Source organism: Mycobacterium sp. 4D054 (assembly GCF_052245755.1).
In the GTDB taxonomy this organism is placed as follows: domain Bacteria; phylum Actinomycetota; class Actinomycetes; order Mycobacteriales; family Mycobacteriaceae; genus Mycobacterium.
In genome coordinates, this window is sequence record NZ_JBQQCF010000020.1 from 55,563 (window position 1) to 74,263 (window position 18,701).

At 69.5% G+C, this 18,701-nt stretch carries 15 protein-coding genes; 13 read left to right on the top strand and 2 right to left on the bottom strand.

Annotation, left to right across the window (positions count from 1 at the left end):
* Window positions 1-35 precede the first annotated feature (35 nt).
* The 4 genes from ACTWP6_RS16200 (at window position 36) to ACTWP6_RS16215 (ending at window position 5,193) form a co-directional block, all read left to right on the top strand.
* Complete coding sequence (locus ACTWP6_RS16200) at window positions 36-821, top strand: lysophospholipid acyltransferase family protein (protein ID WP_443188226.1); 786 nt, start codon at window positions 36-38, stop codon at window positions 819-821.
* A gap of 4 nt (window positions 822-825) precedes the next feature.
* A complete protein-coding gene (locus ACTWP6_RS16205) occupies window positions 826-1,575 on the top strand; it encodes a lysophospholipid acyltransferase family protein (protein WP_443188227.1) in 750 nt (249 codons plus the stop codon).
* Window positions 1,572-2,384 carry an HAD family hydrolase gene (locus tag ACTWP6_RS16210; RefSeq protein ID WP_260755819.1) on the top strand — a complete coding sequence of 271 codons (813 nt, stop codon included), beginning with the start codon at window positions 1,572-1,574 and terminating at the stop codon, window positions 2,382-2,384. The genes ACTWP6_RS16205 and ACTWP6_RS16210 overlap by 4 nt, the downstream gene beginning before the upstream one ends.
* Before the next feature lie 70 nt (window positions 2,385-2,454).
* Complete coding sequence (locus ACTWP6_RS16215; protein WP_443188239.1) at window positions 2,455-5,193, top strand: AAA family ATPase; 2,739 nt, start codon at window positions 2,455-2,457, stop codon at window positions 5,191-5,193.
* A 9-nt stretch (window positions 5,194-5,202) separates the two neighbouring features.
* Here the strand turns inward: ACTWP6_RS16215 and ACTWP6_RS16220 are convergent, their stop codons facing one another.
* Window positions 5,203-6,831: an N-acetylmuramoyl-L-alanine amidase gene (locus ACTWP6_RS16220; RefSeq protein ID WP_260755818.1), complete on the bottom strand. Its 1,629-nt coding sequence runs from the start codon at window positions 6,829-6,831 to the stop codon at window positions 5,203-5,205.
* Window positions 6,832-6,950: 119 nt separating this feature from the next.
* Window positions 6,951-7,919 (bottom strand): hypothetical protein, encoded by a 969-nt coding sequence (locus ACTWP6_RS16225; protein ID WP_443188228.1) that lies wholly within the window; start codon window positions 7,917-7,919, stop codon window positions 6,951-6,953.
* 172 nt (window positions 7,920-8,091) lie between these two features.
* On the opposite strand from ACTWP6_RS16225, the gene glf reads away from it, so the two are divergent.
* The 9 genes from glf (at window position 8,092) to culp6 (ending at window position 18,628) form a co-directional block, all read left to right on the top strand.
* Window positions 8,092-9,333 (top strand): UDP-galactopyranose mutase, encoded by a 1,242-nt coding sequence (glf, locus tag ACTWP6_RS16230; protein ID WP_443188229.1) that lies wholly within the window; start codon window positions 8,092-8,094, stop codon window positions 9,331-9,333.
* Window positions 9,330-11,267: a glycosyltransferase gene (locus ACTWP6_RS16235; RefSeq protein ID WP_260755815.1), complete on the top strand. Its 1,938-nt coding sequence runs from the start codon at window positions 9,330-9,332 to the stop codon at window positions 11,265-11,267. Before glf ends, ACTWP6_RS16235 begins: the two co-directional genes overlap by 4 nt.
* Window positions 11,260-11,802, top strand: coding sequence for a phosphatase PAP2 family protein (locus ACTWP6_RS16240; RefSeq protein WP_260755814.1), 543 nt, complete (start codon window positions 11,260-11,262; stop codon window positions 11,800-11,802). Before ACTWP6_RS16235 ends, ACTWP6_RS16240 begins: the two co-directional genes overlap by 8 nt.
* Window positions 11,799-12,746 carry a decaprenyl-phosphate phosphoribosyltransferase gene (locus ACTWP6_RS16245; RefSeq protein ID WP_260755813.1) on the top strand — a complete coding sequence of 316 codons (948 nt, stop codon included), beginning with the start codon at window positions 11,799-11,801 and terminating at the stop codon, window positions 12,744-12,746. The genes ACTWP6_RS16240 and ACTWP6_RS16245 overlap by 4 nt, the downstream gene beginning before the upstream one ends.
* Window positions 12,724-14,715 carry a flagellar motor control protein ZomB gene (gene zomB, locus ACTWP6_RS16250; RefSeq protein ID WP_396884692.1) on the top strand — a complete coding sequence of 664 codons (1,992 nt, stop codon included), beginning with the start codon at window positions 12,724-12,726 and terminating at the stop codon, window positions 14,713-14,715. Before ACTWP6_RS16245 ends, zomB begins: the two co-directional genes overlap by 23 nt.
* 246 nt (window positions 14,716-14,961) lie before the next feature.
* Complete coding sequence (locus ACTWP6_RS16255; protein WP_260755812.1) at window positions 14,962-16,002, top strand: esterase family protein; 1,041 nt, start codon at window positions 14,962-14,964, stop codon at window positions 16,000-16,002.
* Window positions 16,003-16,148: 146 nt separating this feature from the next.
* Entirely contained in the window at window positions 16,149-17,036 is an 888-nt protein-coding gene (locus ACTWP6_RS16260; protein ID WP_260755811.1) for an alpha/beta hydrolase-fold protein, read from the top strand.
* 69 nt (window positions 17,037-17,105) lie between these two features.
* Entirely contained in the window at window positions 17,106-17,561 is a 456-nt protein-coding gene (locus ACTWP6_RS16265) for a DUF732 domain-containing protein (protein WP_260757851.1), read from the top strand.
* 47 nt (window positions 17,562-17,608) lie between these two features.
* Complete coding sequence (gene culp6 / locus ACTWP6_RS16270; RefSeq protein ID WP_260755810.1) at window positions 17,609-18,628, top strand: carboxylesterase Culp6; 1,020 nt, start codon at window positions 17,609-17,611, stop codon at window positions 18,626-18,628.
* Window positions 18,629-18,701 lie beyond the last annotated feature (73 nt).

Below are 18,701 nucleotides of genomic sequence, written 5' to 3' on the forward strand. Positions count from 1 at the left end.
GTGTCGCGGATTGGCAGCGCACTACGCTGGCGGCTGTGGAACCGGTATACGGCACTGTCATCCAGCTCGCGCGCCTGGCCTGGCGGGTCCAGGGCCTGAAATTCACGGTGACCGGGGTGGAGAACCTGCCGAAGACCGGCGGCGCGGTGATCGCGATCAACCACACCAGCTACTTCGACTTCACCTTTGCCGGCCTGCCGGCCTACCGGCAGGGCCTCGGGCGCAAGGTGCGGTTCATGGCGAAGAAAGAAGTCTTCGACCACAAGGTCACCGGCCCGATCATGCGCAGCCTGCGTCATATCGAGGTCGACCGCGACAGCGGCGCCGCATCGTTCGAGGAGGCCTGCCGCAAGCTGCGGGAGGGCGAGTTCGTCGGGGTCTATCCCGAGGCGACGATCAGCCGCAGCTTCGAGATCAAAGCCTTCAAGTCGGGCGCGGCGCGGATGGCGATCGCGGCGGGGGTGCCGATCGTGCCGCACATCGTGTGGGGCGCTCAGCGCATCTGGACCAAGGGGCAGCCGAAGAACCTGTGGCGGCCGAAGGTGCCGATCTCCATCGCGGTCGGCAAGCCGATCGAGCCCACGCTGCCCGCGGCCGAGCTGACCACGGTGCTGCACTCACGGATGCAGCACCTGCTCGAGCAGGTGCAGGACGCCTACGGGCCGCACCCGGCGGGCGAGTTCTGGGTGCCGCACCGGTTGGGTGGCGGGGCGCCGACGCTGGCCGAGGCCAACCGGATGGATGCCGAGGAGGCGGCGGCCAAGGCCGCCAAGCGCGGCACACCGGGGCTGGACACCGGAACCGCCGAGACGCCGGGGTAGGCCGATGGAACCGGTCTTCCGCACCCTGGAGATCACGGCACACCTGGCGGTCAGAGCCACCGGAACACGGATCACCTTTCGCGGGGAGGACAACTTGCCCGCCGTCGGGGGCGCCGTGGTGGCCATCAACCACACCGGGTACGTCGACTGGCTGCCGGCTGCGCTGGCGGCCAGCAGGCGCAAGCGGCGGATGCGGTTCATGATCAAGGCCGAGATGCAGGACGTGCGGATCATCGCGTGGCTCATCCGCCACACCGGGACCATCCCGGTGGATCGCCGCGCCGGTTCGGGTGCCTACGCCGCCGCGGTCCAGGCGCTTCGCGGCGGTGAGCTGGTCGGGGTGTATCCCGAGGCGACCATCAGCCGCAGCTTCGAACTCAAGGAGTTCAAGTCCGGCGCGGTGCGCATGGCCAGGGAGGCGCAGGTGCCGATCGTGCCGCTGATCGTCTGGGGCGCCCACCGGATGTGGACCAAGGATCATCCGAGGGCGTTGGGACGCAACAAGATTCCGGTCACCGTCGCGGTTGGTGAACCGATCCGGCCGGACGGCGGCGATGCCGCCGGTCTGGACCGGGAATTGCGCGCGAAGATGACCGATCTGCTGCACGAGGCGCAGGAAGGCTACCCGCGACCCAGCGGTGCGTTCTGGGTGCCGCGCCGGCTGGGCGGCGGAGCGCCGACGCCGCAGGAAGCCAGACGTCTGGAGGAGGCCGAGTTGGCGGAGCGGGCGCGTAGACGGGCCGAAAACCGGTGAAGCCGTTGCTGATCGCCACCGACGTGGACGGCACACTGCTCGACGACGACGAGAACGTCAGTCCGAGAACCCGTTCGGTGGTGCGTGCCGTGGTCGACGGCGGCGCACAGTTCGTGCTCGCGACGGGCCGGCCGCCGCGGTGGGTGCCGCCGATCGTGGACCAACTCGGGTTCGCCCCGATGGCGGTGTGCGCCAACGGCGCGGTGATCTACGACCCGGCGACCGATCGGATCGTCTCGGCGCGGACGTTGGCCACCGACGCGCTGGCCCGGCTCGCCGAGATCGCCACCCGGATCATCCCGGGCGCCGGGCTGGCGGTGGAGCGGGTCGGGAACAGCGCGCACGACGCCGCCACTCCGCAGTTCGTCAGCTCGCCGGGATACGAGCACGCCTGGCTGAACCCGGACAACACCGAGGTCTCGATCGAGGATCTGCTGAGCGCACCGGCGGTCAAGCTGTTGATCCGCAAGGCCGGGGCGCGCAGCGCCGACATGGCCGCCGCGCTGGCCCCGCACATCGGGGTCGAGGGCGACATCACCTACTCCACGAACAACGGGCTCATCGAGGTGATGCCACTGGGCATCAGCAAGGCCGCGGGTATCGAGGAACTGGCCCGGCCTCAGGGGATCGACGCGGCCGACGTGGTGACCTTCGGCGACATGCCCAACGACGTGCCCATGCTGGACTGGGCCGGGCTCGGCGTCGCGATGGGCAACGCTCACCCCGACGCCGTCGCGGCCGCGGACGAGGTGACCGCCACCAACGCGGAGGACGGCGTCGCCCGCGTCCTCGAGCGGTGGTGGCTGTAGTCGATAGACCACTGGGATCTTGCAGGACACTCTCACCTTCCGGTGTGTGCCCGGGTTTGCTCCTGGCATGATGTCCGGTGTGGGGGGTGGGTATGGCCCCGCGGCGTCGACCGCCGTGGGGGATTTCCTCGCAGCAGCCCGCCGGCAGCCGGTCGGGATGCTGATCGAGGGTGAGGCGGGCATCGGTAAGACCACGCTGTGGGCCGGTGCGCTCGCGCGCGCCGCCGAGGCCGGATTCGTGGTGCTCTCGGCGCGCACCGGCGAGGCCGAGAGTGGGCTGGCGCACGCCGCCGTCGCCGATCTGTTGAGCACCGTCGACCAGGACGTGCTGGCGGCGCTGCCCGGCATGCAGCGGCTGGCCGCCGACCGTGTCCTGCTGCGCAAGAACACCTCCGGCCGGCAGACCGACGAAAGGGTCACCGCCGCAGCACTGTTGAGCACCGTGCAGATTCTGGGGGCGCAGGCCCCGGTGCTGATCGCCGTGGACGACGTGCAGTGGCTCGACCCGTCCAGTCGCGCGGTGCTGGCGTTCGTGGCCCGCAGGCTCAGAGGACCCGCCGGTGTCGTCGTCACCGAACGGACCGGCGCGCAGGTCGGGGAGCCTGCCGCCTCCTGGCTGCAGGTCGGCACCGGTGCGCTGACCCGGGTGCAGGTCACGCCGATGAGCCTGGGCGCGCTGCACGCCATGCTGTCGGCTCGCCTGGGGCGCAGGTTCTCACGGCCTGCGATCGTGCGGATCGCCGAGGTGTCGGGCGGCAACCCGCTCTACGCGCTCGAGCTGGCACGGGTGATGGACGGCGAGTCGTGGGGGCCGGCGGTGCGGTTGCCCGCGACGTTGGCAGAGCTGGTCCGGTTGCGGGTGGACCGACTCGACCTGCAGGTGCGCGACATGCTGCTGGCCGCCGCGTCGGCGACCGCACCGACGGTGGACCTGATCGCCGAAGCCGTTGAGCGCAGCGCAGATCAGGTGACCACGATGCTGGAAGCCGCGGAGGTCTCCGGCGTTGTCGTCATCGAGGGCAACCGGGTCCGCTTCACCCACCCGCTGCTGGCCAGTGGCATCTACGACAGCGCGCCGCCGGCCCGGCGGCGCGAGCTGCATCGTCGACTGGCCGACCTCAAGCAGCACCCCGAACTGCGCGCGCGGCACCTGGCGATGTCGGCCACCGTCGCCGACGACGCCACGCTGGCGGCGCTCGACGCGGCGGCCGACTCGGCGCGTCACCGTGGGGCGCCCGCGGCAGCCGCCGAGTTCATGGAACTGGCGATCCGGCTCGGCGGCGACAGCGTGTCCCGGCGGATCCGTGCGGCCGAACACCACTACGCCGCCGGCGACATGCCGCGGGCAGCCACCCTGCTCGACGGCATGATCGGTGAACTGGGCTCAGGCGTGCTGCGCGCGATCGCGCTGAATCTGCTTGCCGGCGTGCGGATTTTCGAGGACGACTACGGCGCGGCCGTCGCCCTGCTGGAGCGCGCCTGCGTGGACGCCGAGGGTCACGACGCCGTGCACGTGTCTGCGCTGCTGATGCTGGGGTTCGCCCAAGGGATGACCGGGGCGTTCGACCGTCAGATCGCGTCGGTGGACCTGGCCGTCGAGATCGCCGAACGCACCCGGATGCCGGCGTTGACCAGCCAGGCGCTGGCAACGTCGGTGTATGTCCGGTGCCAGGCCGGGGACGGACTCGACGAAGCCGCGCTGCAGCGTGCGGTCGACCTGGAGGACGTCGACGCAGCGATCCCGGTCCCGTTCCGGGCCAGCGCGACCCGCGGCCTCACCCTGGCCATCACCGGTCGTCTCGACGAGGCCGACCGGCAGCTCACCGACATCGCCGAGCGGTGTGTGCAGCGCGGCGCCGAACACGACGTGATGGCTGTGACGGGGTACCGCACGCTGGTGGCGATCTGGCGCGGCCGATACGACGAGGCGGACCGGCATGCCGCGGACCTTCTGGAGCGAGCCCGGCAGGTCGGTGGGTCGATGGTGATCCCGACCAGCATCTGCGCGGTGGCGGCCGCCTACCGCGGCCGCGAGGCCCATGCGCGGGAACTGGCGCACAGCGCACTCGAGCGGGGCGCCGGGTACGCGGCGCTGACGGTCTGGGCGCGTGCGGCGCTGTCGTTTCTGCACGTGTCGCGCGGTGACCACTCCCGCTCGGCGGCGATGGCCGAACCGCTGATCGAGCTGTACCGGCCGTTCAGGGGGACCGAGCTGATCGGATGCTGGTTCGTGCCCGACGCCGTGGAGGCGCTGATCGCGCTCGGCCGGCACGGTGAGGCCGAGCCGATGATCGCTGCGTTCGAGCGCAACGGCGCGGCGCTGGACCGGGCGTGGCTGCTGGCTGTCGGAAACCGTTGCCGGGCAATGCTGTGCGCGGCGCAGGGTGACCTGGACGGCGCTCTTGCCGCGGTCGGGCGGGCGATGGTCCAGCACGATCGGTTGCCGATGCCGTTCGAGCGGGCCCGCACCCAGCTGGTGATGGGTGGTATCCAGCGCAGCCTGCGCCGCCGGGACACGGCGGCCGGCACGGTACGCGGCGCGCTGCGCCAGTTCGAACAGCTCGGCACGCCGCTGTGGGCCGAGCGGGCCCGCACGGAACTGGCGCGCATCGACGCCGGAGACCGCAGCGGCGCCGAGCTGACCGATTCCGAACGCCGGATCGCCGAACTCGTGGCCTCCGGCATGAGCAACAAGGAGGTCGCCGACACGCTGTACGTGAGCGTCAAGACGGTGGAGACCAACCTCACCCGGGTGTACCGGAAACTGGGGATCCGCTCCCGGTCTCAGCTCGGCACCCGGCTGACGTAGCCGGCCGGTCTAGACGGGGTTGCTCGGCGGGGTGAACCGCTCCAACTGCACCGGCTCCGAATCGCCGGTGTCGGGCGGCAATTCGACGGGAACACCGTCGATCACGCGGGTGACGGTGCCCTTCTCCCGGTCGAAGTTCAGGGTGCCGTGCTGGAAGTTCTGCACGATCCACAGCGGTTCGGCGATTTCGGCACTGGTCGGCAGGCCCAACGCGCCGCGCTCGAATCCGAGTGCGCCCCAGGCCTTGTACAGCTCTCCGGTCACGGGCTCGGCGCCGCTCTCGGGGGACCAGTACACCGCGCCGCGCTCGAAGGTCACATAGCGGGTGGCGCCTTCGCCGGACGCCTCGGGTGAGGTCGGCCGGCCGAGGAAACTGTTCATGCCGCCCAGGGATTCCCACTTGGCATGGATGGCGCCGCCACGCAGCGTCTCGGCGAGCTGCTCGGGGCCGGGAGGATCGTTGAATCGGGCTGCGATGTCGCGGATCTGGCCCATCAGAGCGTAGGCCGCGTTGCCCGGGCACTCGGTGGCGCCGACGTCGCGGTGGGTGAAGATCGCCGGCAGCGTCGGCGACGAGCCGAACGGGAACTTGGTGAACGAGCCGCCCTCGGACGGCAGCACCACCGTGCCGAGCGGATCGACCCCGGACTGGCCCAGCACCCACCCCAGAAGCCTTGCGGTGTTGCGCAATTGGATCGGTGTCGGGGGGACGACGTCGAAGTTGCCCAGCATCGCCACGCCCCACGTGTTGTGGTTGAAGCCGCCGGTATGCGCACCCTCGACGGGTCGGTTCATGCCGCCCGCACGTCCTTCGAAGACCTGGCCGTACTTGTCGACCATCGCGTTGTAGGCGATGTCGCACCAGCCCAGGGTCCGGGTGTGGTACTCGTAGATCGATCTGATGATCCCCGCCGAGTCCTGCGGGGTGTAGTCGTTACTCCCCGCGGTGTGGTGCACCACGCCGGCACGGACCCTGCTGTCGTAGCGCGGTTCGCCGCACCGCATGCCTTCGTCGGCGCCCCATTCGGCCCGGTTGATGATGCGCGGCGGCTGACCTGCGGGCGTCGCGGCGTTGGGCATCGGCACCAGGTCCGGCGGCGCCTGCGGCGGGCTGATCAACACCGCGGTGATGTTCTGCGGCAGCGGTTGCTCGACGTTGGCCGGGATGTAGCCGAGTTCGGGGCCGGCGGGTGGCTGCCCGGGCGCGGCCGGCCCGGTCGCGGGCGCGTCGGCGGGGCGGGTCACCGCGATCTGCACGGTTGTGGTGCGCCCGACGAAGATCGGGTCGGTGCCTCGGACCCCGCCCGGTGCGGGCTGGTCGGCGCCGACACCCTCGAGGGGTTCGGCGTCATACCACGGCCCCCACGAGCCGTCGTCCTTTCTGGCGCGCAACCGCACGGTCGTGCCGCCGAAGTCCTGCGAGGTCAGGGCCACCATCGAGAACGGGGTGTCCTGGTGGACTTCGCGGATCGTCTCGCCGCCTCCGAGGTCGGCCAGCGGTTGCTCGACCACCTGCGGTGCGGCCGTCGACGGGGAATCGCCGGAGTCGGGGACTCCGGCGATCGCCAACGGCAGCAGCACCACTGTCGCCGCGAGCGCGGAAAACAGTATCGAAGGTGCGGGACGCCGATACAGCACGGACTGATGTTACTTATGTGCCGTATGTTGCTTGTGTTGCGACACGCGCGCAACGGCACCGCAGAGCGCTCAGGCGCTTCTGCGGTGCCGTTCCGCGACAGGACTGCGGCCGGGCGGTGCTACGCGCCCGGTTCGATCGCGGCCTCGGCGGCCCCCAGCGGGGCGGCCTCGGCCTCGGCGCCCGCTTCACCCGCGGCCTGCGCGACCGGAGCGGCGGGCGGGGCGACCGGCGGCTTGACCGCCGACATGATCGCCGGCATCAGCACGCCCTTGAGGAGGTCGATCGCTTCCCCGGCGCCCAGGGAGTTCGCCGCGCTGGTCAGATCCCCGAGCAGTCCGCCGCTGCTGGAGGCGACCGGCTGGGTCGCGGCCAGCGACGGATCGCCGAGGATCGGGTAGGACCCGAGGGCGGGATCCAGGCCGACCGGCGCGGAGATCGGAATCTCACCGGTGGCGGGCAAGCCCGACGTCGAGATGGGCAGCGCCCCGAGCGCCGGATCGGTCAGCGCCGGCGGGGTGGACAAGCCCGGCGTCGACAGCCCCGGGGTCGCCAGGCCGGTGTCGGCAAGCGACGGCGTGGTCAGGCCGGGGGAGGCCAGTGCCGGGTCGGTCAGGCTCGGGGTGGCCAGGCCGGGGTCGGCCAGCGACGGGGTGGTCAGACCCGGGGTCGCCCCGGTCGGGCTGGTCAGCGCAGGATTGGTCAGGGCCGGATTGGCCAGCCCCGGATCCGTCAACGCCGGAGCGGTCAGGCCCGGCATGGTCAGCCCGGGGGAGGCCAGGCTGGGTGTGCCCAGACCCGGTGCGTAGGTGGTCGGGGACGAGGCTCCGGTCCCGGTGAGCAGACTCGTCGGCATCGGCGGCAGGTTGATGCCGAACTGGGAGAGGCCCTGCGAGAGCGCGGAGATCAACTCGCCGGGCAGGTCGGCGATGGACGCGGCCTGGACGAACTCACGGTGCTCAGGCGCGCCGTCACCTGACGGTGGCGCGGACAATTCGGAAACGGCAAGAACTGCTACTGGACTCGCGACTGCCAGAGCCGCGACTGTGCTCATGGCTGTCGAGAGCCGGCGGCGACGTCGGTTCGGCACGGAATGTCCTCTCAAATATGAAAAAGCTCGGATCACGTACTGGGGTACGCGGTCGATGTTACTGACGTGACTGGAGTGTCTAGAGTGACGAGACTGAATCGTGAGCGAATCGCGACCTGCACGGCTCGGTCGTTTCGGGTCGGGCAGCCCCGGTCGGATACCCTTGCTGCCGATGATCTCTCCTGATCCCCGGGCCGCAGCGCGCCCGCAGGCCGACGGATTCGACCTCTTCGTCGTCGGTTCCGGCTTCTTCGGCCTCACCATCGCCGAACGGGCGGCGACGCAACTGGGCAAGCGTGTCCTCGTGATCGAACGCCGTCCGCACATCGGCGGCAACGCCTATTCGGAGGCCGAGTCGCAGACCGGCATCGAGGTCCACAAGTACGGCGCCCACCTGTTCCACACCAGCAACAAGCGGGTCTGGGACTACGTGCGCCAGTTCACGGACTTCACCAATTACCAGCACCGCGTGTTCGCGCTGCACAACGGGCAGGCCTACCAGTTCCCGATGGGCCTGGGCCTGGTCAGCCAGTTCTTCGGCAGGTACTTCACCCCCGACGAGGCCAGGGCGCTGATCGCCGAGCAGGCCGCCGAGATCCACACCGCCGACGCGCAGAACCTCGAAGAGAAGGCCATCTCGCTGATCGGCCGCCCGCTCTACGAGGCGTTCGTCAAGCACTACACGGCCAAACAGTGGCAGACCGACCCCAAGCAGCTGCCGGCGAGCAACATCACCCGGTTGCCGGTGCGCTACACGTTCGACAACCGATACTTCAACGACACCTACGAGGGCCTGCCGGTCGACGGTTACACCCGGTGGCTGGAGAACATGGCCGCCGACGAGCGCATCGAGGTGCGGCTGGACACCGACTGGTTCGATGTGCGTGACGGGCTCCGCGCCGCGAACCCGGACGCCCCGGTGGTCTACACCGGCCCGCTGGATCGTTACTTCGGCTATTCGGAGGGCCGGCTGGGGTGGCGCACGCTGGACTTCGAGGTCGAAGTGCTGCCGACCGGAGATTTCCAGGGCACCCCGGTGATGAACTACAACGACGCCGACGTGCCCTACACCCGCATCCACGAGTTCCGGCACTTCCACCCCGAGCGGTCCTATCCGACCGACAAGACGGTGATCATGCGGGAGTACTCGCGGTTCGCCGAGAACGACGACGAGCCCTACTATCCGATCAACACCGATGCCGACCGCGCGGTGCTGGCCGCCTACCGGGCGCGGGCCAGGGCGGAGACGGCGTCGTCGAAGGTTCTCTTCGGCGGCCGCCTCGGCACCTACCAATACCTGGACATGCACATGGCGATCGCCAGCGCGCTGAACATGTACGACAACACGCTCGCGCCCCACCTGCGCGACGGTGCGCCGCTGGCGGATCCCGAGACAGAAAGCAGTGGAGCATGAGTGACATCCCGTCCGGTGCGCTCGACACCGAGCAGTCACGGGCGGTCAGCCCCCTGGCCCGGATCATCCTGCCGCGGCCGGGCGAGCCGCTCGACGTCCGCAAGCTCTATATAGAGGAATCGGACACCAACGCCCGGCGTGCGCACGCACCGACCCGCACCACACTGGAGATCGGCGCCGAATCCGAGGTGTCCTTCGCCACCTACTTCAACGCGTTCCCGGCCAGCTACTGGCGGCGGTGGTCGATTCTGGAGTCCGTGGTGCTGCGGGTGGAGCTCACCGGCAGCGCCCGTGTCGACGTCTACCGGTCCAAGGCGACCGGCGCCCGGATCACCGTCGGCGGCGCCCCGATCGCCGGCCCCGAGGACGGACCGCCCGCGGTGCTCGAGTTCGAGATCGAGCTCACCCCGTTCGAGGACGGCGGCTGGATCTGGTTCGACATCACCACCGACGCCAAGTCCACGCTGCACCACGCGGCCTGGTACGCGCCGATCGACGCCCCCGGGCGCGCCAACGTCGCGGTCGGCATCCCGACGTTCAACCGACCCGCCGACTGCGTCAACGCGCTGGCCGCGCTGACCTCCGATCCGCGTGTCGACGAGGTGATCGGCGCGGTCATCGTGTCCGACCAGGGCACCAGCAAGGCCAAGGACCACCCGGGCTTCGCGGAGGCGGCCGCCGCGCTCGGCGACCGGCTGGCGATCCACAACCAGCCCAACCTCGGCGGCTCCGGCGGCTACAGCCGGGTGATGTACGAAGCGCTGAAGAACACCGACTGTGAGCAGATCCTGTTCATGGACGACGACATTCGCATCGAACCGGACTCCATCCTGCGCGCGCTCGCGCTGAACCGGTTCGCCAAGCGGCCCACACTCGTCGGCGGTCAGATGCTCAATCTGCAGGAGCCGTCGCACCTGCACGTCATGGGCGAGATGGTCGACTCGGCGAACTTCATGTGGACCAACGCGGTCAACACCGAGTACGACCACAACTTCGCGAAGTACCCGCTCAGCGACGAGGAGAGCGAGCGCAGCCGGCTGCTGCACCGCCGCATCGACGTCGACTACAACGGCTGGTGGATGTGCATGATCCCGCGGCAGGTCGCCGAGGAACTCGGCCAGCCGTTGCCGCTGTTCATCAAGTGGGACGACGCCGACTACGGGCTGCGCGCCGGGGAGCACGGTTACCCCACGGTGACGCTTCCCGGGGCGGCGATCTGGCACATGGCGTGGAGCGACAAGGACGACGCGATCGACTGGCAGGCGTACTTCCACCTGCGTAACCGGTTGGTGGTCGCCGCGCTGCACTGGGACGGCAACATCCGTGGCCTGCTGACCAGCCACCTCAAGGCGACGCTCAAACACCTTCTGTGCCTTGAATATTCGACGGTCGCCATCCAGAACAAGGCGATGGACGATTTCCTGGCCGGCCCGGAGAACCTGTTCGCGATCCTGGAGTCCGCGCTGCCCGACGTGCGCAAGATGCGCCAGCAGTTCCCCGACGCGGTGGTGCTGCCGAGCGCGACGGTGCTGCCGACACCGTCGGACACGAAGTGGCGCAAGAAGGTGCAGATCCCGGTCGGGCCGGCGGCGATCTCGCTGCGGCTCACGCGCGGGGTGCTGCACCAGCTCAAGGCGCACGACCCCGAGCATCACCGCCGCCCGCAGATCAACGTCGCCACCCAGGACGCCCGCTGGTTCTCGCTGTGCAAGGTCGACGGTGTCACCGTCACCACCGCCGACGGGCGCGGTGTGGTCTACCGGCAGCGTGACCGCGAGAAGATGTTCGAGCTTCTACGGGAGTCGTTGAAGCGGCAGGCGCTGCTGGCCCGCAAGTTCCACCGGATGCGCAAGGCCTACCGCGCCGCGCTGCCCACGCTGACGAGTAAGCAGAAGTGGGAGAGCGTGCTGCTCAACGAGTTCGGTGATGACTGACGCTGCGCGCGGCGAAGACGCCGTGCTGGTCGCCGTTCAGCATGCGCTGGCCGAACGGCCCGGAGTGCTTCCCGCGGCGCGCGGGCTGTCGCATTTCGGCGAGCACAGCCTGGGCTGGATCGGCATCGCCGCGCTCGGCGCGCTGCTGTCCCCGCGCCGGCGCCGGGACTACCTCGCCGCGGCGGCCGGGGCCTTCGCGGCGCACGCCGCGGCCGTCGTGATCAAGCGGGTGGTGCGCCGGCAGCGGCCGCACCACCCGGCGATCGCGGTCAACGTCGGGACCCCGAGCCGGCTGAGCTTCCCGTCCGCGCATGCCACGTCGACGACCGCGGCGGCCGTCCTGCTCGCGCGCCCGACAGGGCTGCCGCTGCCGGCTGTGCTGGTACCGCCGATGGCGCTGTCGCGACTGGTGGTCGGCGTGCACTATCCCAGTGACGTGCTCACCGGGGTGGCGGTCGGGGCGGTCGTCGGAAAAGCAGTCGGCAAGCTGGCGGACACGGTCGCCGACCGGGAGCGTAGGAGGGCACCGCGATGAGCACGTCCGAGGTGGGCCAGGAGACCGGTCCGACCCAGGGTCCGCCGCGGAACTTCGCCGCCGGCGTCGTCAAGGCGCTCCGCCCGCGCCAGTGGGTCAAGAACGTGCTGGTGTTCGCGGCGCCGGTGGCTGCGCTGGCCGATGCCAGCTTCGTCGACCGGCTGCGCGAGGACCCGCTGTCGGTGCTGCTGCCCGTCGTGATCGCGTTCGTGGTCTTCAGCCTGGCGGCCTCCAGCGTGTACCTGGTCAACGACGCTCGAGATGTCGAGGCCGACCGCGCCCACCCGACCAAGCGGTTCCGGCCCATCGCCGCCGGGGTGGTCCCCGAGACGTTCGCCTACGTGCTCGCCGCGATCCTCGCCGCGATCTCGCTGGTGGTCTCGTGGCTGGTCACCCCGAACCTCGCGCTGGTGATGGCGGTGTACATCACCGTCCAGCTGGCCTACTGTTTCGGTCTCAAACACCAGCCCGTCATCGACATCTGCATCGTGTCGTCGGGCTTCTTGATCCGCGCCATCGCGGGCGGTGTCGCCGCCGATGTGCCACTGTCCCAGTGGTTCCTGCTGACCATGGCATTCGGGTCGCTGTTCATGGCGGCCGGAAAGCGGTACGCGGAACTGCAACTGGCCGAGCGCACCGGCGCCAAGATCCGCAAGTCGCTGGAGAGCTACACCAGTTCGTACCTGCGGTTCGTGTGGACCCTGTCGGCCACCGCGCTCGTGCTGTGTTACGGCCTGTGGTCCTTCGAGCGTGACGCGACCGGAGGCACCTCCTGGTTCGTGGTCTCCATGGTCCCGTTCACGATCGCCATCTTGCGCTATGCCGTCGACGTCGACGGCGGCCTTGCCGGTGAGCCCGAGGAGATCGCCCTGAAGGACCGGGTGCTCCAGCTGCTGGCGCTGGCGTGGATTGGAACCGTCGGTGCCGCAGTCATCCTCAGTTGAGACGCTGATCGTCCCGGCGGCCGTCCGCCGGCCCGCGATCCCGTCCGATCTGCCGCTGCGGGTGAGCCTGTGGCTCTCGGTCACGCTGGTCGCCGTCCTGTTCGGCTGGGGCGCATGGCAGCGCCGCTGGATCGCCGACGACGGCCTGATCGTGTTGCGCACGGTCCGGAACCTGTTGGCCGGCAACGGCCCCGTGTTCAACGCCGGGGAGCGCGTGGAGGCCAACACGTCCACGGTGTGGTCTTACCTGATGTACCTCGGCGGCCTGGTGGCCGGCCCTGCCCGCCTTGAGTATGTGGCGCTGGTGCTGGCTCTGCTGCTCAGTGTGCTGGGGGCGGTGTTCGTGATACTGGGCACCGCCAGGCTGTACCGGCCGACGCTCAAGGGACGCCGGGCGATCCTGCTGCCGGCCGGGATCCTGGTCTACATCGCGGTGCCGCCGGCGCGCGACTTCGCGACCTCCGGACTCGAGAACGGGCTGGTGCTGGCCTATCTCGGGTTGCTGTGGTGGATGATGGTGGTCTGGGCGCAGGCACTGCGCGGGACGCGCGAGCGCCGGCCGGAGCGCAAGACGGCCACCTCGCGCCCGTTCGACCTGGCGCTGGCGTTCCTGGCCGGCCTGTCGGTGCTGGTGCGTCCAGAGCTCGCCCTGATCGGTGGGCTCGCCCTGCTCATGATGCTGATCGCCGCCAAGGACTGGCGCGCGCGGGGGCTGATCATCGTCGCGGGCGGCCTGCTTCCGGTGTCCTACCAGATCTTCCGGATGGGCTACTACGGCCTGATCTTTCCCGGCACCGCACTGGCCAAGGACGCTTCGGGTGCCAAGTGGCAGCAGGGGTTCGTCTATCTGGCGAACTTCAACCAGCCCTACCTGTTGTGGGCGCCGGCGGTGCTGCTGATCGGTCTGGCGATCATGGTGATGCTGCTGTGCGGAAGGCGGCCCGGGGCCGACAGGCGTGCCCCCGCCGATTCCGGCTGGGTGGCGCGCATGGTGCAGAGCCCTTCGGCGGTGGTGCTTTTCATGCTTGTGAGCGGACTGCTGCAGGGCATCTACTGGATCCGCCAGGGCGGCGACTTCATGCACGGCCGGGTGTTGCTGACGCCGCTGTTCTGTCTTTTGGCTCCGGTTGCGGTGATCCCGCTGATGCTTCCCGACAGCCGCCGGATGGCCAGGGGCGCAAGCTATCTGTACGCGGGCGCTACCGCTGTGCTGTGGGTGGCGGTCGCCGGATGGTCACTGTGGGCGGCTCACAGCCCGGGGATGGGCGCCGACGCCACCCGGGTCACCTACACCGGCATCGTCGATGAACGCCGGTTCTACTCGCAGGCCACCGGGAATGCCCATCCACTGACCGCGGCGGATTATCTGGACTACCCGCGGATGCGCGCGGTGCTCACCGCGATCCGGAACACCCCCGACGGCGCCCTGTGGTTGCCGTCGGGCAACTACGACATGTGGGACGTGGTGCCGGCCTACCCGCCGCCGCCCGACGCGCCGCCGGATTACCGCGGTCCGCAGACGGTGTTCTTCACCAATCTCGGGATGCTCGGCATGAACGTGGGCCTCGACGTGCGGGTGATCGACCAGATCGGCCTGGCGAATCCTCTTGCGGCGCATACCGCGCGGATCGAGGACGGTCGAATCGGCCACGACAAAAACCTGTTTCCCGACTGGGCGGTCGCCGAAGGGCCGTTCCTCAAAGAACCTCCATACATCCCGGCCTATCTGGACGAGGACTGGATCCGCCAGGCCGAGGCGGCGTTGAAGTGTCCGGAGACCGAGGCCGTGCTGAACGCGATCCGGGCGCCGATGAGTCCGAGGCGATTTCTGTCCAATCTGATGCATGCGGTGGAGTACACGAGGTACCGCATCGACCGGGTGCCGCGCTATGAGTTGCAGCGGTGCGGGCTGCCGGTGCCGGAGCCGGTGAATCCGCCCTATACCGGGCTGCCTGCGACCGGACCGTAGCGATTTGTTGGCGGCGAGGGGTTTCTGCTTACGTAACGCTTTAGGTAACGCTGAAGCCATGTCGGTCAGATATGGCATGTGAAGGGGTCCGTGAGGGCCTCACACCTCCGCAGCGCCCGCGCTCGCGGAAAGAGAGATCACCACAAAGGTGTGGTTGACTACACGGGCAAAGTGGCCGGTTTCTACGACCGTCCGTTCCGGACGGGCGGCCCGTTGCTGCTTACGACAGATGGGAAATAGACAAGCATGAAGCTCGTTGGGAAGCTGCGCGAGGTAGGTCGCCGGCTCACGGTGGCTGCGCTCGCGGCGATTGTGCTGCCCGGCCTGATCAGCGCGGTGGGTGGGTCGGCGACCGCCGGTGCGTTTTCGCGCCCCGGTCTGCCGGTGGAGTACCTGATGGTGCCGTCCGCCGGGATGGGGCGCGACATCAAGATCCAGTTCCAGAGCGGAGGCCCGAACGCCCCCGGCGTGTACCTGCTGGACGGTCTGCGCGCCCAGGATGATTTCAACGGCTGGGACATCAACACCGCCGCGTTCGAGTGGTACGTCGACTCCGGCCTGGCGGTGATCATGCCCGTCGGCGGTCAGTCCAGCTTCTACAGCGACTGGTACAAGCCCGCCTGCGGCAAGGCCGGCTGCAGCACCTACAAGTGGGAGACGTTCCTCACCCAGGAGCTGCCCGCCTACCTGGCGGCGAACAAGGGTGTGAACCCCAACCGCAACGCCGCGGTCGGGCTGTCGATGGCCGGTTCGGCGGCGCTGACGCTGGCGATCCACTACCCCCAGCAGTTCCAGTACGCGAGCTCGCTGTCGGGCTTCCTGAACCTGTCCGAGGGCTGGTGGCCGATGCTGGTCGGCATCTCGATGGGCGACGCCGGCGGCTACAAGGCCGAGGACATGTGGGGTCCCTCCAGTGACCCGGCCTGGAAGCGCAACGACCCGATGGTCAACATGTCCAAGCTGGTGGCCAACAACACCCGCATCTGGATCTTCTGCGGCAACGGCAAGCCGTCGGAGCTCGATGCCGGCGCCACCTCGGGCAACCTGTTCAACGCCAAGTTCCTCGAGGGCTTCACGTTGCGCACCAACAAGACGTTCCAGGAGGAGTACATCGCCGCGGGCGGTAAGAACGGCGTGTTCAACTTCCCGTCCAGCGGTACCCACAGCTGGGGGTACTGGGGTCAACAGCTGCAGCAGATGAAGCCCGACATCCAGCGGGTGCTCGGCGCTGTGCCGCAGCCCTCGGCCCCGGCCGAGCCGGTCGCCGAGCCGGTCTCGGGCGGCTAGCAACTTCACGCATGCGACGGCGGTGATCCTCGAAAGAGGGTCACCGCCGTCGGTCGTATTGGGCACCGGCGGTCGCCGGTGATGTGATTCACTACTGCGGAGCAGGGGCGGGATCCGGCGGCGGCGCGCGAAAGATGAGGTGGCAGATGCACGCGGTGTTTCGAGCGATCGGGGCGGCAGTGCTGGCCGCGGCGGCGATCTTCGGGGGCGTGAGCGCACCGGCCGCCAACGCCCAGGGCGTCGAGATGCTCATGGTGCCGTCGGCGGCGATGGGCCGGGCGATTCCGGTCGCGTTCCAGGGCGGCGGACCGCACGCGGTGGTGCTGCTCGACGCGTTCAACGCCGCCCCCGACGTCAGCAACTGGGTCACCGCGGGCAACGCGATGAACACGCTGTCCGGTACGGGCCTCTCGGTCGCCGCGCCGGCCGGCGGGGCGTGGAGCATGTACACCAACTGGGAGCAGGACGGCAGCAAGCAGTGGGAGACCTTCCTCGCCGACGAGCTGCCGAACTGGCTCGCGGCGAACAAGGGTCTGGCCCCGAACGGGCACGCGATCGTCGGCGCCGCCCAGGGCGGGACCGGAGCCATGACGATGGCCGCGTTCCACCCGGACCGCTACCGTTTCGCAGGGTCCCTGTCGGGTTTCCTGACGCCGTCGGCGACCGCGCTCAACGGCGCCATCACCGCGGGCCTCGCGCGGTTCGGTGGGGTGGACACCCGCAACATGTGGGGATTGCCACAGCTCGGGCGCTGGAAGTGGCACGACCCGGACGTGCACGTGCAGCTGCTGGTGAACAACAACACCCGGCTGTGGGTCTACAGCCCGGCGACGACGACCTGCACCGACGTGCCCGCGATGATCGGGTACTGCGACCAGGCCCAGGGCAGCAATCGCACGTTCTACCAGCACTATCGGGCTGTCGGCGGCGGCAACGGCCACTTCGACTTCCCGACCTCGGGCAATCACGACTGGGGTTCGTGGAGCGCCCAGCTGGCCGCCATGTCCGGCGAACTCGTCGCGACGGTTCGCTGACCATAAGTCGTCTTCGAGCCCGGTACCTTGGGAGTCGTGCAACACGGTTCACGCGCGGCGAAGGCGGGAATGGCCGGGCTGTCCGCCCTGCTCGCACTGCCGATCGCGTGCCTGACCGGGTGTTCGCTGGACAGCGGCATGATCGCCGGTATGGGATCGGAGATCGAGACGGCGCCGCCGCACGGCCGGTCGACCGCCGCGCCGCCGGGCCCCGGTGATCACGCCGCCGCCTCCAATGCGCTCGTCGTCACCCCGCGCCAGCGTGAGTACCTGGACGCGCTGCACGGCGCCGGGGTGACCCCGTCCAGCGATCTGTCCGCGCTGAGCATCGGGACGTACGTGTGCCAGGCCCGCGCGGCCCGGCAGGACGAGCAGGCGGTCTGGGACTTCGTCGCCCCACTGGTGCGCAACGACGTCGATGACGCCGAGGATGCCGTCAACGCGCACCCGCAGACGCCGGCGGCGCACGACGTCGACACCACCACCGCCGACTACATTCGGATCGCCACCGAGCGACTGTGCTGAGCACCAGCCCGCCCCGCGCACTCACGGACCACAGGAGCACCTGACGCATGGCCAAGACCAACCGGTCGACCAACCAGCGAAAACGCCACCGCCTGCTGGCGATGTTCGCCGCCGCAGCGGTGGGCCTCGTCGTGGTGCTGATCATCGCGATCGTGATCGTGGTGCTGCGCAGGCCGGACACACCGCCCACCGCGGTTCCGCCGACCGCGGTGCCCCCGACGGCGGCGCCGCCCACGTCGAAGCCGCGCCCGGAGTTCCAGGACGCCAGCTGCCCGGACGTGCAACTGATCTCGATCCCGGGCACCTGGGAGTCGTCGGTACAGCTCGACCCGTTCAACCCCGTGCAGTTCCCGGCCGCGCTGCTGCTGAACGTGACCAACCCGATCCGGGGCCAGTTCGGTGGCGACCGCCTCGAGGTATTCACCGTCCCCTACACCGCGCAGTTCCACAATCCGTTGTCGGCGGACCGGCAGATGTCCTACAACGACAGCCGCGCCGAGGGCACCCGCGCCGCGGTCCAGGCGATGACGGACATGAACAACCGGTGCCCGCTGACCAGCTACGTGCTGGTCGGGTTCTCGCAGGGCGCCGTCATCGCCGGTGACATCGCCTCCGACATCGGCAACGGCCGCGGTCCGGTGGACCAGGACCTGGTGCTCGGGGTGACGCTGATCGCCGACGGCCGTCGCCAGCCCGGCGTCGGCCAGGACGTCGGCCCCAACCCGCCCGGCCAGGGCGCGGAGATCACGCTGCACGAGGTGCCCACGCTGTCAGCTCTGGGGCTGACGATGAGCGGCCCGCGCCCCGGCGGCTTCGGGGCGCTCAACGACCGGACCAACGAGATCTGCGCGCGCGGCGACCTGATCTGCGCGGCCCCGGAATCGGCGTTCAACATCACCGCGCTGCCCAAGACGCTGGAGGTGCTCTCCGGCGGCGCGGGACAGCCGGTGCACGCGATGTACGCCACCCCGCAGTTCTGGAACCTCGACGGCCGGCCGGCGACCGAATGGACGCTGGACTGGGCGCAGAATCTGGTGAACAACGCCCCGCAGCCGAAACATGGCTGACCTGTGACCTGATCGATTCTCATCGAATTTGGCCAGGGCCACGCAGGTCGCCTAGCATTATCTGAGTTTAAGG

Coding starts and splice junctions, on each gene's coding strand:
- ACTWP6_RS16205 (WP_443188227.1), top strand. CDS start 826: ATGGAACCGGTCTTCCGCACCCTGGAGATCACGGCACACCTGGCGGTC.
- ACTWP6_RS16215 (WP_443188239.1), top strand. CDS start 2,455: ATGTCCGGTGTGGGGGGTGGGTATGGCCCCGCGGCGTCGACCGCCGTG.
- glf (WP_443188229.1), top strand. CDS start 8,092: ATGATCTCTCCTGATCCCCGGGCCGCAGCGCGCCCGCAGGCCGACGGA.
- ACTWP6_RS16235 (WP_260755815.1), top strand. CDS start 9,330: ATGAGTGACATCCCGTCCGGTGCGCTCGACACCGAGCAGTCACGGGCG.
- ACTWP6_RS16240 (WP_260755814.1), top strand. CDS start 11,260: ATGACTGACGCTGCGCGCGGCGAAGACGCCGTGCTGGTCGCCGTTCAG.
- ACTWP6_RS16245 (WP_260755813.1), top strand. CDS start 11,799: ATGAGCACGTCCGAGGTGGGCCAGGAGACCGGTCCGACCCAGGGTCCG.
- ACTWP6_RS16255 (WP_260755812.1), top strand. CDS start 14,962: ATGAAGCTCGTTGGGAAGCTGCGCGAGGTAGGTCGCCGGCTCACGGTG.
- ACTWP6_RS16260 (WP_260755811.1), top strand. CDS start 16,149: ATGCACGCGGTGTTTCGAGCGATCGGGGCGGCAGTGCTGGCCGCGGCG.
- ACTWP6_RS16265 (WP_260757851.1), top strand. CDS start 17,106: ATGGCCGGGCTGTCCGCCCTGCTCGCACTGCCGATCGCGTGCCTGACC.
- culp6 (WP_260755810.1), top strand. CDS start 17,609: ATGGCCAAGACCAACCGGTCGACCAACCAGCGAAAACGCCACCGCCTG.